Here is a 16,886-nt window from a genome sequence, read left to right on the forward strand (position 1 = left end):
GGACGCCGAAGGGCCGGCCCCTGCGTGGGGAGCCGACCCTTCGTTTGGTTTGTTTGGACGCCGGGGCTAGTTGGCGCCGAATTTGGTGTTGTAGCGGAACATGAACGCGGCCATCGCGTCACGATTCACCGGCTGCAACGGACGGAACGACTTAGTGTTTCCCGCCTCAGCCCAGCCCGTGGAAATCCCCTGAGCCGCGAGCCAGGTGATCTCCTTGTAGAACTGCGCACCCACCGGAACATCAACAAACGGTGAAACCTTCGGCGCCGTGAACGCCGGCTCCCCCGCCAGCCGGTACATGAACGCGGCCATCGCATCGCGGTTCACCGGCTGCAAAGGCCGGTACGTCTTCGACTTGTCAGCCTCTTCCCACCCCGTGGAAATGCCCTTATCCGCAAGCCAAGTGATCTCCTTGAAGAACTGGGCACCCGTTGGCAGATCCTTGAACGGGGACGCAGTTGGCGCCGTGAAGTCAGGTTTCCCCGACAACCGGTACATGAAGGCAGCCATCGCGTCGCGATTCACCGGAGTCAGCGGCTGGTACGTCCTGGAGCCATCGCCTGCCTGCCACCCCGTGGAGATACCCTTATCCGCCAACCACTGGATCTCATCCTGGAACTGCGCGCCCAACGGGACGTCGTCGAAACCCTGCTTTCCGGCCGTGGCAGTGGCGTAGCTCAACGTCCCAAGGTCCGTGTTCTGACCCACCGCAGTAGCAACGGACCGGGCATTGGCCTCAGCCAGAACATTTCCGGAGAAGATCGGACCGGACTGGCCCTCAGCGTCAGCCGACACAAAGTACAAACCCGTGCTCAGACCCGTGACCTTGAACGTGCCATCCCCAGCGGTCCTTGCGTGGCGGGCAGTGAGCACGGCGTTCTTGGAGTAAATGCGAATGGGTACCTCGCTCAGCGGTGAACCGTTGGATCCCACTACCTTGCCCGTCAGGGTTCCACCCACACGGTTGCTCGCATTGATGTTCGAAGCTGACTGCCCCGGCGCCAAGGTGATAGTCGTGGCGCTTCCTACCCCGGAGCTTTCAGGCACATTGTTATAGAACTGCCCTTCTTGAGCCGTTCGATAGGTGTCGTAGTCCTCCCGGTTGAACTGGACCTTGTATGCCCCTGGAAAGAGGCCGCTGACCGTATATTCCTTGCCCGAGTAGTACTGGGCATGTTTTATCACGGAACCATCCACAGCCAGGACCTGCACGCTGTTGCCGGCGTCCAGGGTAGGAAAGGAGCCAGAGATGACGGCGGCCCTAACGGGAGCGTCCGCAATGCCACTGACAGTCTGGGCTGCGGCCACCGTAATACTGGGCGATGAAGCCGAAGTTGGCACGCTGCCATGCCACATGGAGACGAGGTCGTAATTATCTGATTGGAACTCGAGCTTGTACGCCCCTGCTTCGAGTCCACCGATCGTGTAAGCCCCTGCCTTGACGGCGGTTTGGATTGTCACCTTCGTCAAGTCGTTGGCGGGTCGGGCTACTACGGACCCGTAGAAGGTTCCTCCCGAAATGGAGCCCGAAATGACTGCGGACTTCTTCAAGACCTGATCGATGCCCGTGACTACAGACCCATCGGTAACCCTGATCTTTGTCGCTTGGGCGGGGTCGGAAACGCCGGGATAACTGGTCTTGAGGAATGGAGATCTTCCCTCGTGGGAGGAAAACGAAACGATGTACGCGCCGGGCATCAGCGGCCCGAGATCGAAAGACTTGTCCTCACTCCTGATCATCTGCCATGCAGTGTGGTCTCCGTCCGAAGCCGTGACGACGACATCTCCCCATTCGGTGCCTTCAGGAGCAGTGACTTTGCCCTTGATTCTTCCGCCAGGGGAAAGTGTTTGATTGATCCCGGAGACGGCGGTTCCAGCAGCTACCTCGACACGGGTCGCCTCGGCTGGGGTGTACCCGCCGTAGTAGGTGGCGAGCACGTAGCGAGGTTCGGAACTCTCTCGGAAGTAGACCACGTATTGTCCGGGTTCGAGATCGGGTAGGGAGAACTGCCCGCTGGCATTCGGCTTAGCTTCCTTCGACATGGAATTGGACCAGACCAGAACAGAGATCGTGGTCGCGTCCACACCGCTGGGGACCGTAACCTTGCCTGAAATACTCCCTGTGGGTGCTGCGATGGCCGGGGATGCGATTCCAAACGGCAACGCGCCCAAGAAGAGTGCTGTCATTACTGCGAGAGCGACGCGAAAGCGGCCGCGCGAAAAACCCCTCACGGGTCCCCCATGTTCCATGCGTGCGAAAGGGCCGCCCAAACGGCGGCCCGACGCGATCTTAGTGCATGTACGGAGGTGTTCGGAAACGCAGCAATGCGACGAAAAGGGTGCAGACAAAGAAGGGGTTGGTTCCAGTGATCCGGAACCAACCCCTTCTGGTTGATAAGTCGAGTTAGGCGACTAGATTGAGCCGAATTTGGTGTTGTAGCGGAACATGAACGCGGCCATCGCGTCACGGTTCACCGGCTGCAACGGACGGAACGACTTAGTGTTTCCCGCCTCAGCCCAGCCCGTGGAGATGCCCTGAGCCGCGAGCCAGGTGATCTCCTTGTAGAACTGCGCACCCACCGGAACATCAACAAACGGTGAAACCTTCGGCGCCGTGAACGCCGGCTCCCCCGCCAGCCGGTACATGAACGCGGCCATCGCATCGCGGTTCACCGGCTGCAAAGGCCGGTACGTCTTCGACTTGTCAGCCTCTTCCCACCCCGTGGAAATGCCCTTATCCGCAAGCCAAGTGATCTCCTTATAGAACTGCGTACCAACAGGCAGATCCTTGAACGGAGTCACCACAGGAGCCGTGAAAGCAGGCTTACCAGCCAACCGGTACATGAACGCAGCCATCGCATCACGATTCACCGGAGACAACGGCTGATACGTCCGCGACCCATTCGCCTCCCACCCCGTGGAGATACCCTTATCCGCCAACCACTGGATCTCATCCTGGAACTGCGCCCCCAACGGAACGTCATCAAAACCCTGCTTTCCGGCCGTGGCAGTGGCGTAGCTCAGGGTGCCGATGTCCGTGTTCTGTCCGACTGCAGCGGAGATGGAGCGAGCGTTGGCTTCATTGAGGACGTTGCCCGAGAAGATCGGGCCGGACTCCGCGCCCTCCTCAGCAGAGACAAAATACAGACCCGTCGTCAGACCCGTAACCTTGAACGTCCCATCAGCCATCGAGTAGTCAAAACGAGTGATTAACGAGCCATCCTTGGTGTAAACGTTGATCCGCGCGTTTGCCAATGGACGGCCTTTGGAGTCCAGTACCTTACCTGTGAATGTTCCGCCCGTACGTACCGTCGCGTTGATGTTTGATACGGCTTGTCCGGCCTGCGCAGTCACCAATGTGGCGCCCGCAGTTCCGCTGGACTCAGGAAGATCCTTATACGACTGAGCCTCGTATGAGGAGACGAAGTCAGGGTCGCGGTTGAACTGGATTCTGTATGAACCCGGCAACAGATTCCGAATGGCGTAGGTGGTCTGGGAAGTCTCCATGACCGTCGACGCCGCCACGGTGCCGTCCTGCATGATTGCGGTGATGCTCATGCCCGGACCGCTCATGGTCGGTCCCGGAGCTGGTTGACCAGAAACGGAACCTGAGACGCTCGCAGCAGCGACAGCGGAATCCGTAACGCCGGTGAGTTGTTCCCCAGCCGCGACCGACACCCAGGGAGACTTGTCAGCAACGGCGACCGCACCGTGCCACATGTTTGCCCATTTCTGGTTGTTGGTCCGGAAATGGAGCTTGTACTTTCCAGCCGGAAGCCCGCCAACGGTAAATCTTCCGTCCGCACCGATGAATGCTGTGCTGACAAAGTTGTTCTTGGTGAAGTCAGGGCCAGCTTCGACCGTTACCTGTCCGTCATAGGAACTTCCCACCGGAACGGAGACTTGCCCCGAAATCATGGCTGCTGGCTGCATTACTTGGTTGATGCCGGTCACACCGGCACCCTCGGTGACCGGAACCAAGGTGGCCCCGTCGAGTGAAGCACCCGGGTAGTAAGTGCTTAGTACAGGTGACGGCTGCCCATAGTGGACAAAGTAGACCTTGTGACCGCCTGCGCCCAGGCCCCTCACCACATATGTTCCGTCGTTGTTGACGGCACTTGAATTGGTTCCGCTGGGCCCCCCAGCTACGACGGTGACGCCCGCGGGGTTTACGCCGGCGGGGACGGACACCTTCCCTGCTATCGTTCCTCCGATGCTCATGGCCTGGCTTATGCCGGTGACAGCAGAACCCGCGGTCACGGTAACGACAGTCGACTGGTCTCTGTCCCGGTTCCCATAGAAGGTCGGAAGCAACTGCATCGGGTTCGCGGTGTCTACAAATTGCAGGTTGTATTGGCCTGCCTCCAGCGCGGGGAGCAGGAACTTCCCCTCAGCATCGGCCCACACGTTCTTTTGGGTGGGCCCGGCCAATGTGGCGACCATGATTTTGGTCACATCCGTCCCAACCGGTACCGTGACCGTCCCCGAGATACTTCCCGTGGCTGCGGCAACTGCCGGGGAAGCGAGTCCGGCAGGAAGGGCTCCAAGGAACAGAGCCGCCAATAGTGTCAGAGCGAGCCGAAAACGGCCGCGCGATTTACCCTTCAAGGGTCCCCCAATATTCTTTTGAGCGTGCGAAGGGCCGCTACGTTTAGCGGCCCTTCGCTGATCATAAGGAGTTGCGCTGGAAGGGTCGATAGTGGGGGCAAATATGACACCGGAACGTGACCGAGCGTCGGCCCCAAACGGCCGGGACGTGAGAGAGCGTCGGCCCCAAACGGCCGGGACGTGAGAGAGGATCTAGCCCCGACCACCGAGCTTCTTCGCCAGCAGGAGTGGCTTCTTGAGGAACTCCCCCACGCTGGTTCGGACAATGATCGTCTCGTTAAGTGCGTCCAGTCGCTCCAGCACACGGTCAAGCTTGGCAGCGGCCTCGTCCAGGCGGCGCTGCTGTGCGTGGATGAGTTCCTCCTGCTCGGCCAGGACCTGCGTCAGGTACAACATGCCACCGAGCCCTCCCTGCGCGACGCCCTCACGGAGGTGTTCATCGCGGACCAGGGCATCGTAGCGGGCGTGCTCGGCGGCCTTGGCGAAGATGCTGTTGCCGTCATGCCCCTCTGATTCGGGCCGCTGCGACCAGAACGCGAGGGGTTCGCCGTCGAGGAATCCAACGCGTGAGTGGCTGAGGACGCGCAGGTGGAACTCCCAGTCGCCCACCACTGGGAGGTCCTCGTTGTAGTAGCCCACGGCATCGTGGAGGCTGCGCCGGTACAGGAAGGAAATGGGAACAGCCCTGTTGATCTTCAACATGTCGGCAAGGGTAATCTGCTGCATGTCGGCCCAGAAGATCTCGCGGCGGATCGGCTCAATCCGGTCGGCTATGACCTCCTCGATGACGATCTCCGTGCGGACCATGACGCCGCTCTCGGCTCCATGCGCAGGATCGTCCAGGTAAGCCACGGTGCTCTCCAGGAAGTTCGGTGCCCAAAAGTCATCGTCGTCGTGGATCACGATGAAGTCGCCTGTGCTGGCTTTGATGCCTGCGTTGGAGGCGGCCTCCATGCCTACAGATTCGGAATGGTGGAGCGTGGTGATGCGTTCCCGCTCGGCTTCGGGCCGCTGGGAGGTGAGGCGATCGACATCCGCAGGGTCGCCGCCGTCGTTGACTATGACCAGCTCGAAGTCCTGGAACGTCTGGCCAAAGACGTCGTCCAAAGCGCGTGCCAGGAAGGTGGGTCGATTCTTGGTTCGCGTCACGATGGTGACGCGGGCGCCGGTAGTCATTCGGATCCATCCATTTCAGATATCAGTCAACTCTGCATGGTAGCAGCGTCGGTTGCTGCCAGCTTTGCGCGCACGGCAGCCAGCTCGGACGGGGACACGCCGTTGGCGGCCAGGAAGCCGGGAGCGTCGAGCCACTCAAGGAAAGCCCGTAGGCTGGCCCGCCGGTGTGTTAACGTCGCTTCAAGTTCGGCCTCAGGCAGGTACGGGTCGTGGGCGTGCGGAGCCCCGTGCGTGCGATGCCGCTCGTTGATTCCCCGGGCAGCGAGCTCATAGCCGCTCACGATTTCCTCGTCACTGAATCCGGCCAGGCGCTGCAGAATCAGGGCGATCACGCCGCTGCGGTCGCGTCCCGCCGAGCAATGCACCACGACCTTGCCTGGCGAAGCCGCGATCGCTTTGAACACGGCTGCGACTTTCTCCGCGAAAAGCTGGAGGTAGTCGGCGTACTGGGCAGGGTCCTTCAGGTAGTGGCCGAACAGCTCGCTGAAGCGGCTATGGTCTGGATCCTCCGTGGGGCAATGTACGACGTCGATACGCGCCTTCACCTCGGGCGGCACCTCCGGGTCGGTGTCGCGCGACGTCCGCTCACGTGCGGCGCGAAGATCGATCACGGTGCGGACGCCGTCGTCGTACATCTGCTGCCAACCGGCCTCGGTGACCCATTCGTGGCGGCCCATCCTGTATACGTCACCGGCGATACGCCACGCGTTGACGGCGCCGTCCCAGTGGACGCTTTGGTGCGCTGAATCCATAAGAGCCAGCTAAGCACATTGGCGCCGAAGGGTTAGCTCTCGGGACTAAAGGCGCCCATTTACTGCCGAAAGCTCACCCCTCGGCGCGGTACTTGGACAGGCGGAACTCCAAGCCGTTCCGGACCGCCGGCCACTCGTGCTCGAGGATGGAGAACACCACTGTGTCGCGCAGGGCTCCATCGGCGCTGCGCGAGTGGTTACGGAGCACGCCGTCCTGCTTGGCTCCGAGCCGGGCAATGGCCTCACGGGATTGCTGGTTCAGCCAGTGCGTGCGGAACTCCACTGCCGGGCAGCCGAGCGTCTCGAACGCGTGCCGCAGGAGCAGGAGTTTGGAGTCAGGGTTGGTTCCCGTACCGTGCGCCGACACCGCGTTCCACGTGGATCCGATCTCGACACGGGGTGTCACGGCGTCGATATTCATGTACGTCGTCATGCCGATGAGTTTGCCCGTGGCGTTTGAGCGCGTCGCGAACGGCACCATGGAACCCTTGGACTGCAGGCCCAGGCGCCGATCGATCTCGGCGGCCATGCCTTCCGGAGCCGGAACAGAGGTGTACCAGAGCTTCCACAGTTCACCGTCGCGCGCGGCATCAACCAGCTGGTCATGGTGCTCCTGGCTCAACGGTTCCAGCGTCACGAATTTTCCAGACAGGGTGATGGGTTCGATTGAAGTCACCCGGCTAGCCTAACCGCCCACGCGCTTTAGGCGTTCCAGTCGAAGAAGCCCTTGCCCGACTTGCGGCCAAGCTCGCCGCGCGCCACCTTGTCACGGAGGATCTGAGGAGGCGCGAAGCGGTCACCCAGCGTTGAGTGCAGGTACTCGGCAATGCCCAGACGGACATCCAAACCCACAATGTCAGTGGTCTTCAGCGGTCCCGTGGGGTGCTTGTAGCCAAGCACCATGGCGGCATCGATGTCTTCGGCGGACGCGACGCCCTCTTCCACCATGCGCATCGCTTCCAGCGCGATGGCCACCCCCAGCCTGGAGGACGCGAAGCCCGGTGCGTCATTCACGACGACGGCGGTCTTGCCGAGTGCCTCGGTCCAGCTTTTCGCCGCTTCAGCGAGTTCGGGAGACGTTTCCTTGGCCAGCACCACTTCAATCAGGGTTGACGCGGGCACCGGGTTGAAGAAATGCAGTCCCACAAAGTGGGCTGGCCGGCGGAGTTCGTTTGCCAGGCCGGTGACGGACAGCGAGGAGGTGTTGGAGGCGAGGAATGCGTCTGCGGACAGGTGCTCCTCCACGGCCTTAAGCGCGCTGACCTTGAGTTCGTAATCCTCGGGGACGGCCTCCACCACCAGGCCGCAGTGGATGAAGGAGGCGTAGTCCGTGGACGTGCTGAAGCGTGCCAGTGCGGTTTCGGGCGCCTCGTCCAGGGTGCCTCGGGCGGCGGATTTGGCCACGGCCTCGGCGACCCTGCCTTGGGCACCGGCGGCGGCCTCGTGGTCACGCTCAACAACGATCACGGTGGCGCCCTTGGTCAGGAAGGCGTGTGCGATGCCGGCTCCCATCCGGCCGCCGCCCAGGACTCCAACAACGTGCGGTAGGGCGGTAACGTCTGTCATTTCTGGGTCCTGTCGTGCGTGGGAGCGTCTGTGTCTTGCGAAGCTTTAGCCGATTTCTTGTCGAGGAACGCCTGCATCCTGTCGAACTTGGCCTGGGACTCGAAGAGGATGCCTTGGGCGAGAGTGTCGATCAACGGGTGGGCTTCCGCCGGGGCATGGAACACGGACTTGGTAATGCGCACGGCCAGAGGATCCTGCCGGCCGATCCTGTCTGCCAGGGCGTGGGCCGCGTCCATGAGCTCAGGTGCTTCGACGATGGCGGTGATGAGGTTGATCCGTAGGGCTTCCTCCGCCCGGAGGACCGCACCGGCCAGGAGAATCTCCTTGGCCTTGGGTTCACCCACGAGTTCCCTGAGCCGCCATGTGGCACCAGCCGCGGCCAGGATCCCCAGCCCCGTCTCGGGGTTTCCGATCCGGACGCTTGGAGTACCAATACGGAAGTCCGCGGCGTACGCGAGTTCGGCCCCGCCGCCCAGGCAGTATCCGTCCAGGGCCGCGATGACGGGCATGGGAAGTTTGGCGATGCGGGCAAAGATCGTGGAGTTGATTCCCTGAAGGGCGTCGTCCCGTCGGCGTTCGCGCAGCTGGCCGATGTCGGCACCTGAGGCGAACACGCCGTCCGTGCCGGCAATGATCAATACCTTCGGGTTCCGTTCGAGCTCGGCACAGACCAGGTGGAACTCGTCCACCATCTGCTGGTCGATTGCGTTGCGGACCTCGGGACGGTTCAACAGGACGGTGAGTCGGTCTTCGCGCTCCTCTACGAGGAGGGTGGAGAAGTCTTCCGGGTTCAGTGCCATTACACGCCTTCCAGCAGCATCGCAGTTCCCTGCCCGACGCCGATGCACATGGTCGCCAAGCCCAGCTTTGGTCCGGCCGCGGAGGCGAGCTCGCGCTCCATCCGGCCCAAAAGCGTGATGGCGATACGTGAGCCGCTTGAACCGAGCGGGTGTCCCAGGCTGATGGCCCCGCCATCGTTGTTCACGATGTCCGGGTCCAGTCCAAGGCGACGCATGCTCGCCAGCGACTGCGTGGCAAACGCTTCGTTCAGTTCCACGGCACCAAGCTGGCCCACTGTCAGGCCAGTGCGTGCCAGGACCTTCTGCGTGGCCGGGACCGGGCCGATTCCCATGATTTCGGGCTCGCAGCCGGCCGATGCTCCGTCAACTACGCGAGCGCGAGGTGTCAGTCCGAACTTCTTGATCGCGGCCTCGGACGCAACGATGATCGCTGAGGCGCCGTCATTCAGGGTGGACGAGTTGCCGGCCGTCACCACGGAGCCACCCGGTACGACGGGCCGAAGCCCCGCCAGAACATCCATGCTGGTGCCCAACCTGGGACCCTCATCAGTGTCCACCACGGTCTCTGCCTTGCGGGTCTTGACTGTCACCGGAACGATTTCGTCCTTGAACCGGCCTCCGGCGATCGCAGCGAGTGCGCGTTCGTGCGAGCGGACCGCGAAAGCGTCCGCGTCCTCGCGGGAGATGTTGTCCACGCGGCCCACTTCCTCTGCCGTCTCCGGCATGGAGTAGGTCATCTTGCCGTCGCGGGAGAGCTCGCCCTTGGTGAAGAGCGGGTTGGCGAATCGCCAGCCGATGGAGGTATCGAAGATTTGGCCGGGCTTGGCGAAAGCCGTGGTGGGCTTCTCCTGGACCCACGGTGCGCGGCTCATGGACTCGACGCCACCGGCCACCACGATGTCCGCGGCACCTGACTTGATCATCTGGCTGGCCATGATGATGGCGCTCAGGCCCGAAGCGCACAGACGGTTCACCGTGATGCCCGGTATGTGGAGGGGAAGTCCGGCGAGAATGGTTGCCATGCGCGCGACGTTGCGGTTTTCCTCGCCGGCGCCGTTGGCATTTCCGAGGATGACCTCGTCGATGGAGTCAGGATCGACGCCGGCACGCGCCACTGCTTCCCGGACCACCAACGCTGCGAGGTCGTCGGGACGGACGGAGGACAGAGCCCCACCGTAGCGACCTACAGGCGTACGGGCGCCGCCAACAAGAAAAGCCTCGACCATGAGAACATCCTTCGCGAAGTGAAAGGGACCGGCCCGGGAATAATATACCGACCGTTCGTTCTATAAAGATTACACGGCCTGGCGGGACGGTCAACAGATGAAGCTCCCCTGCCGACCATCCCGCAGCCGGTCAGATCACCCGGATCCCCAAGTGGCCCGCCAAAAGCGGCGCCATGAGGCTCAGCTGATAATCGTCAATGACCACTCCAGCCAGACCGGCCAGGCCGTTGACACCGCGGAACTCGGAAGTCCGCAAATCCACGTCCTTCAGCTTGGCGCCGGTGACATCCAAGGTGCCAATGGTGCAGTTGTTCAACGCCACCCGGGTCCCGGCACAACCACCCAGGTCCAGCTCGTTGATGATGCAATCCGAGATCTGCACGTCCATGAGCTTGGAACCGCGCAGGTTCACGTAATCCAGCTTGCCGCCGTCGATTCTGACCGAGCGCCAGTTGCCCTCATAGAGTTCGGCTGAACCCCAGCGGGGGTTGCTGATCGCCACGTCCTGCCACGATGAGCGCGCAGCCATGAAAACAGGTGCGTAGGGTTCGGCCAGGATGCACTCCCTGAACGTGGCACCACGCAATTGGGCCTCGTTGAAGGACACACTGTTGAACTCGCACTCGATGAAATCGGCGCCGCTCAGTTCTTCTCCTTCCGCAGAGACGCGGGTGAGCCGGACGCCGTCGTACCTTTCACCCCGCTGCCAGTCCGGGGCGTCGTCGTCACGAAGTTCGTCCAACCGCACCGGGGAAATCTTCGGGGCCGCGACCTTTGCCGCCGGCATCAGAGGGATTCCCGCGTGGGGGTCGAGGACACTTCCGGAGAGTGCGCCGTACCAGGCCAAACCCTGGATGGTCCGGCGGTGATGTGCTGCGTCAGTGTGGTGCGTAGTTCCATGCTTCGAGCCTATCCCCGGGTGCCGACAAAGATCGCCGTCCGGGACGGCCCGGCCTTGCCTGAACTGTGCCGATGGCGAAAACTGGCCTCAGCCGGCGCACTCCATGCCGCTGGAAGCACAGCGAAAGGCCACCCATGGTCACCATCGATTTGAGCGCGAAGAGCCAGGCATCGGGGGGTTCTTCCGCGCTGAAGGGATACTTGGCCGAGCCCGACGGAGTGGGGCCGTTTCCGGGAGTGGTGATGATCCACGAGGCCTTCGGACTGGACGATGTGATGCGTCGCCAGGCAGACCGGCTGGCAGCAGCGGGGTACTTGACCCTCGCGGTGGATCTCTACAGCGACGGCGGTCCCCGGCGCTGCCTCGTCGCGACCATGCGCTCTTTGGGTTCCGGGGAAGGCCGCGCTTTCATCGATGTAGCTACCGCCAGGGCATGGCTGCGGGAGGATGCGAAGTGCACGGGAAAGGTGGGCGTCATTGGCTTCTGCATGGGCGGTGCTTTCGCGCTGATGGCCGCCAACGACGGATTCGACGCCGCATCCGTGAACTATGGCCAATTGCCGCGGGACCTGCCTGGCGCACTCGAAGGCGCTTGCCCGATGGTCGCGAATTACGGCGGCAAGGACCGGACCCTGCCGGGAGCCGCCGCCAAGTTGGAGTCGGCCCTCACCAGCCTGGGCATTGAGCACGACGTCAAGGAATTTCCGACGGCGGGACACGCCTTCATGAACGACGCTCCCGCGGGACCGAAAGTGCTTCGTCCCCTGATGCGGGTTTTAGGAATCAAACCCGATCCCGCTGCGGCGCCGGAAGCGTGGCGCCGTATCGAGGATCACTTCGCGAAGCATCTGGCCGACTGAACCTACATCCCCAACCACAAACGACGGCGGGCGCCACCCGGGGTGAACTGGTCACCCAAGGCGGCACCCGCCGTCGTGCGTTAGAAAGCGTTTGAAACGAGGGAGTTAGCTGAAAAGCTCACTCTTGGGCTCGTTGTTCTTGACCTTCTGCCAGCCCAGCCAAAGGATCAGGGCGAAGAAAGGAATGGTTGCCAGGGTCCACAGGCCCAGCAGGAAGACCTCGCCGGTCTCCTTGTTGGTCATGGAGTCAAAACCGATCAGCACGGTAATGGCCAGCAGGGCGATCAGGCCCAACCAGCTGGTCCACGGCGAACCGGGCATCGGCAGGCTGGAGACCTTTCCGCGCTTCTTCCGCAGGGCGATCTGGCTGGCAAAGATGGAGCCCCAGGTGAAGATCACGCCGATGGAGGCGGTGTTCAGGGCGAGGTCGAACGCGTGCGAGCCACCCAGCCAGATGTTGAGCAGGATACCTACGAGGTAGACGGCGCCAATGGCCAGGATGGCCGCGTACGGCACGTGGCGGCTGGACATCTTGGTGAGCCACTGCGGCGCGTGACCGTTGTTTGCCATGGTGCGGAAAATTCGGCCGATCGAGTACAGGCCCGAATTGCAGGAAGACAGGGCAGCGGTGATGACGATCATGTTCATCACATCGCCCATCCAGCCCAGGCCCATCTGCCCGAACACGGTAACGAACGGCGAGGTGCCGGCCACGTACTGGTCGGACGGGAGGAGCATCGCGAGGAGGGTCACCGAACCGACATAGAAGACCACAATACGGATCACGACGGCGCGGATCGCCTTGGGGACTTCGCGTTCCGGGTTTTCCATCTCGCCAGCGGTAATGCCGACCAGTTCGATGGCGTTGTAAGCGAAGATCACGGCGTTGAGGACCAGGATCATCACCAGGCCGCCCTTGGGGAACATGCCGCCGTCTTCGTGGAACAGGTTGGCTACGGATGCGTGCCCCTCGCCCACCTTGGCGTTGGTAACAACCATGAATGTGCCGACAGCCAGGAAGATCACGATGGCCGCGACCTTGAGGCAGGATGCCCAGAATTCGAACTCACCGAATGCCTTGACGCTGAACAGGTTGACGGCAACCAGCAGCACCAGCGCTGCAATGGCGGACATTTCGATGGGCACGTTGGGGAAGAAGAACTGGAAGTAGAGACCGATCGCGATGAGCTCAGCGATGCCTGTCATGGCCCAGTTGATGAAGTACATCCACCCCGAAAGGTAGGCCCCCTTCTTGCCGAACATTTCGCCGGCGTAGCTCACGAACGAGCCGGACGTCTGGCGGTACATGATGAGTTCGCCAAGGGCGCGCATCAGCAGGTAAGCGATGACGCCTGCAATGGCGTAGGAGAAGATCAGGGCCGGGCCGGTGGAGGCCAGGCGGCCACCGGCACCCATGAAGAGGCCGACGCCGATGGCGCCACCCATGGCGATCATGGTGACGTGGCGGCGGCTCAGGGTCTTCTGGTAACCCTCAGCGCTGAGGGTCGAGCCCGCGGCTGCGGATGAGGCCTTGGGGCTCTGGAGATCTGTGGGAGTACTTTGCGGCACAGCTGTTCCTTGTGGGTCGGGGTGTTGCTGTAGGGGTTTTCGCCCAGTGCCGGAACACGGGCGGCTTTGGCACACATAATTCGAGCTTTCCCGCTTTGGGGATCACGAAGTGTGACAAAGAACGCAGAACGCCGAAGCTTCGCGCAACCCGTCCATCTTACGGGATTAACCGGAATGCCCGTGACGCAGGCAACAACACCCGGTCGCGGAAGGCCAACGCGGGGTCTTCGCTACAGGAGGAAGCCGTCCGCCATCCGTCGCCGCACCCAGCTTCCGGCGCCTGCCGCGGAACGCGCGCAGCGGTCGAACCACTCCCCCAGCGCGCGATCATGGCTGACGATCACCACGGTTCCCGCGAACGAAGCCAACGCGGCCTCGAGTTGCTCTACGAGGACAGGCGCCAAGTGGTTGGTGGGCTCGTCTACGATCATCGTTTCGTAACCGCCCAGGAGCAGGCGGGCAAGGGCGAGCCTGCGTTGTTGCCCCGCGGACAAACTGCCGACAGGGACGTGGAACTCCGCGGGACGGAACAGGCCCAGCCGCAAGAGTCCCTCGGCGTGTTCGTCGATGTTTCCGCCCAACCCAGCGGCGAATGCGGGCAACAAACGCAAACCCGGCCTTGGGGGCACGTGGAGCTCTTGCTGGAGGTACCCCACAGAGCCGTTGACAGCCACAGCACCCGTGGCAGGCTCCAGGTTCCCCGCCAAGACCGAGAGCAGCGTCGACTTGCCTGCGCCGTTTGGACCCGTGATCAGCACTTTCTGGCCTGCGTCCACCGAGAAATCCGTGGGCTGGAGACGTCCCGGAACGCTGACGCTGCCGGCCTTCACAGCCGGTTCGGAAGCCTCAACAGCCACCGCGCCTGAAGGTGGTGCAGTCTTCAGGGGCGCCGCCAGGGTCAGGGGCACGGGCGGGCGGTCCACCGGATTCTCTTCCAGCCGGCGGAGTCGTTCCTGCGCGTTGCGGACCTTGCTGGCAGCAGCACTCTGCCAGGTTCCAGTCTTGAAGCCGAAAGCCATCTTGTCGTTGTCGCGCTTCCGGCCGTAACCCATGCCGTCGGCCACAGTGGCAGCCTGAAGGCGTTCCGCCGCCATAGCGTCGAGCCAGCCCTCATACTGCTGAACCCAACGGGCGCGTTCGGCCGCCTTTTCGCGGAGGTAGCCGTCGTACCCACTGCCGTAGCGGTTCACAGAGCGGCGCTCGGCGTCCACTTCCACAATGGTGGTGGCCACTTTGCGCAGCAGGACACGGTCGTGAGACACCACCACCACGGTTCCGCGATGTGCGGCCAGCCGCGATTCAAGCCAGGCGGTTCCCTCCGCATCCAGGTGGTTGGTGGGCTCATCCAGCAGCAGGGCCTCGGCCGGATCGGCAAGGAGGCAGGCCAGGGCAACCCGCTCCTGCTCGCCTCCTGACAACGATCCAAGCGTTCGACGGCGGTCCAAGCCTCCCAGCCCCAGCTTGTCCAGCGCTGCTTCCACCCGCGACTCGGCCGCGTACCCTTCGCGGAGCTGGTACTCCGTCTGCAGGCTTCCGTAGAGTTCCAAGGCATCGGGATCGGCGTCGGCGAGGTCGCGCTCAAGTCCGGCGATGCGATCCTCGAGGTCGCGGAGTGCACCAAGGGAGGCATCGATGACCTCCCCTACAGTCAGGGACTCGGGGAACCCGTGGGTTTGCGCAAGGTAACCAACGCGGTAGCCGGAGTCACCGGCCAAACCGGCAGCGCCGTCGTCGGGCGTCTCCACGCCTGAGAGCAGGCGGAGCAGCGTGGACTTTCCTGCGCCGTTCTCGCCCACGATTGCCACGTGCTCGCCGTGATGAATCACGAGCTCGGCATTGGTGAGAAGTTCGCGGTCCCCATAGCCATGGGAAACGCCGGCAAGGTAAAGGTGGTCAGTCAAGAGGAATCCTCGCAAGTCCGCAGCGGTTGGCAGATAGCCATATGGGCACTGGGATGCAGCCGACGGGGCTGCCCTCAAGACTTCATCGCTCCAGCCTGCCGGGCGTTCTGCTTCGAGTCAAGCGGCTGTTCTCCGGAGAGACCACAATGGGTGGCCTAAATAATACTTTTCGGTACGCCTAACTTTCCGTTATCCTCGTATCAGAGCACCCCCAACGATGAGGACCACCATGGCTGCACCAACCCTGCAAACACGCGTCACGCCCGGCAAGGTCTGGTCCCGCCTGCTGCTGCTGGGTCCGGCTTTCGTGGCTGCGATCGCCTACGTGGACCCGGGAAATGTGGCTGCAAATCTTACGGCCGGTGCCAATTACGGATACTTGCTGGTGTGGGTCCTGGTGGCCGCCAACGCCATGGCCGTGCTGGTGCAATACCAGTCAGCCAAGCTCGGTCTGGCTACAGGACTGAGCCTGCCCGAAATCCTAGGGCAGAGGCTGGGCACAAAACGCCGGCGCCTGTACTGGGCGCAGGCCGAGATTGTTGCCGGAGCTACCGACATGGCCGAGGTAATCGGCGGTGCTGTGGCCCTCAACCTGCTGTTCGGGCTGCCGCTGCTCGCGGGCGGCGTGATCGTCGGCGTCGCATCCATGCTGCTGCTGGCCCTGCAGTCACAGCGGGGGCAACGCTCCTTTGAGTACGCCATCCTGATTCTCCTGGGAATCATTGCGGTGGGGTTTGTCTCGGGGTTGTTCGTGAATCCGCCTGATGCCGGAAGCGCGCTGGGTGGCTTGCTTCCGCGTTTCGAAGGCCCGGACACGGTACTCCTGGCGGCAAGTATGTTGGGGGCCACCGTGATGCCCCACGCGATCTACCTTCACTCCGCCCTGGCCCGGGACCGGCACGGCTTCTCCGAGGACCCCCTGGTCCGCACCCGACTGATCCGGACCACGCGGGTGGACGTCGTCGGCGCTTTGCTGCTCGCCGGCATCGTCAACATCTCCATGTTGCTGCTGGCAGCCTCCAGCCTGCGCGGGATTGAAGGAACGGACACCATCGCCGGGGCGCACGCGGCCGTCACCGCAGCCCTGGGCCCCGCCATCGGGGTGGTGTTCGCGATCGGGCTGCTCGCCTCGGGGCTGGCATCAACGTCCGTGGGCTGTTACGCCGGCGCAACAATCATGGGTGGGCTGCTGAAGGTCAAGATCCCGCTGCTGGCCCGCCGTGTCATTACCCTGATTCCCGCACTGGTCATCCTGGGCGCTGGAATTGAGCCGACACTCGCCCTGGTCCTCAGTCAGGTGCTGCTCAGTTTTGGCATCCCCTTCGCGTTGATCCCGTTGATCCGTTTGACCGGCAAGCGTGAGGTGATGGGAATCCATACGGACTCCCTCCCCCTGAAAATTGCCGGCTGGACCAGTGCAACGCTGATTGTGGGGCTGAACTGCGTACTTATCGCTTTGACCCTCGGCGGCCAGTCGTGACGTTCTTCCAGCCAAGCGAGGGATGAAAATCGCCAAACGGCAAAGCT

Annotated in this window: 13 protein-coding genes; 2 read left to right on the forward strand and 11 right to left on the reverse strand. The window is 62.7% G+C overall.

The genetic code is table 11. The features are described 5' to 3' along the window. Positions 1 to 66: 66 nt before the first annotated feature. From J2Y68_RS17385 to J2Y68_RS17425, 9 genes are all read right to left on the reverse strand, one after another. The gene (locus J2Y68_RS17385) at positions 67 to 2,187 is read right to left on the reverse strand and encodes an S-layer homology domain-containing protein (RefSeq protein WP_309995160.1); all 2,121 of its coding nucleotides are present in this window, start codon (positions 2,185 to 2,187) and stop codon (positions 67 to 69) included. Positions 2,188 to 2,412: 225 nt separating this feature from the next. Continuing rightward, the gene (locus J2Y68_RS17390; RefSeq protein WP_309995163.1) at positions 2,413 to 4,608 is read right to left on the reverse strand and encodes an S-layer homology domain-containing protein; all 2,196 of its coding nucleotides are present in this window, start codon (positions 4,606 to 4,608) and stop codon (positions 2,413 to 2,415) included. A 192-nt stretch (positions 4,609 to 4,800) separates the two neighbouring features. Beyond that, the gene (locus tag J2Y68_RS17395) at positions 4,801 to 5,784 is read right to left on the reverse strand and encodes a glycosyltransferase family 2 protein (RefSeq protein WP_309995167.1); all 984 of its coding nucleotides are present in this window, start codon (positions 5,782 to 5,784) and stop codon (positions 4,801 to 4,803) included. A gap of 26 nt (positions 5,785 to 5,810) precedes the next feature. Next, entirely contained in the window at positions 5,811 to 6,536 is a 726-nt protein-coding gene (locus tag J2Y68_RS17400; RefSeq protein ID WP_309995169.1) for a tyrosine-protein phosphatase, read from the reverse strand. 73 nt (positions 6,537 to 6,609) lie between these two features. Further along, entirely contained in the window at positions 6,610 to 7,212 is a 603-nt protein-coding gene (locus J2Y68_RS17405; RefSeq protein ID WP_309995171.1) for a GNAT family N-acetyltransferase, read from the reverse strand. 26 nt (positions 7,213 to 7,238) lie between these two features. Next, positions 7,239 to 8,102, reverse strand: a complete 864-nt coding sequence (locus J2Y68_RS17410; protein ID WP_309995173.1) for a 3-hydroxyacyl-CoA dehydrogenase family protein — start codon at positions 8,100 to 8,102, stop codon at positions 7,239 to 7,241. Next, positions 8,099 to 8,902: an enoyl-CoA hydratase/isomerase family protein gene (locus J2Y68_RS17415; protein ID WP_309995175.1), complete on the reverse strand. Its 804-nt coding sequence runs from the start codon at positions 8,900 to 8,902 to the stop codon at positions 8,099 to 8,101. The genes J2Y68_RS17410 and J2Y68_RS17415 overlap by 4 nt, the downstream gene beginning before the upstream one ends. Continuing rightward, positions 8,902 to 10,128, reverse strand: a complete 1,227-nt coding sequence (locus J2Y68_RS17420) for a thiolase family protein (RefSeq protein WP_309995176.1) — start codon at positions 10,126 to 10,128, stop codon at positions 8,902 to 8,904. Before J2Y68_RS17420 ends, J2Y68_RS17415 begins: the two co-directional genes overlap by 1 nt. Before the next feature lie 130 nt (positions 10,129 to 10,258). Continuing rightward, a complete protein-coding gene (locus J2Y68_RS17425; RefSeq protein ID WP_309995178.1) occupies positions 10,259 to 10,915 on the reverse strand; it encodes a pentapeptide repeat-containing protein in 657 nt (218 codons plus the stop codon). A gap of 248 nt (positions 10,916 to 11,163) precedes the next feature. On the opposite strand from J2Y68_RS17425, the gene J2Y68_RS17430 reads away from it, so the two are divergent. After that, complete coding sequence (locus J2Y68_RS17430) at positions 11,164 to 11,889, forward strand: dienelactone hydrolase family protein (protein WP_309995180.1); 726 nt, start codon at positions 11,164 to 11,166, stop codon at positions 11,887 to 11,889. A 105-nt stretch (positions 11,890 to 11,994) separates the two neighbouring features. Here J2Y68_RS17430 and J2Y68_RS17435 read toward each other — a convergent pair whose 3' ends face one another. Both J2Y68_RS17435 and J2Y68_RS17440 read right to left on the reverse strand, forming a co-directional pair. Continuing rightward, entirely contained in the window at positions 11,995 to 13,458 is a 1,464-nt protein-coding gene (locus J2Y68_RS17435) for an amino acid permease (RefSeq protein WP_309995182.1), read from the reverse strand. A 230-nt stretch (positions 13,459 to 13,688) separates the two neighbouring features. Then, positions 13,689 to 15,359 (reverse strand): ABC-F family ATP-binding cassette domain-containing protein, encoded by a 1,671-nt coding sequence (locus J2Y68_RS17440; protein ID WP_309995184.1) that lies wholly within the window; start codon positions 15,357 to 15,359, stop codon positions 13,689 to 13,691. Positions 15,360 to 15,588: 229 nt separating this feature from the next. On the opposite strand from J2Y68_RS17440, the gene J2Y68_RS17445 reads away from it, so the two are divergent. After that, on the forward strand, positions 15,589 to 16,839 hold the full coding sequence (locus J2Y68_RS17445) for an Nramp family divalent metal transporter (RefSeq protein WP_309995185.1): 1,251 nt from the start codon (positions 15,589 to 15,591) through the stop codon (positions 16,837 to 16,839). Positions 16,840 to 16,886 lie beyond the last annotated feature (47 nt).

The organism is Paenarthrobacter nitroguajacolicus (assembly GCF_031455195.1).
GTDB lineage: Bacteria > Actinomycetota > Actinomycetes > Actinomycetales > Micrococcaceae > Arthrobacter > Arthrobacter nitroguajacolicus_D.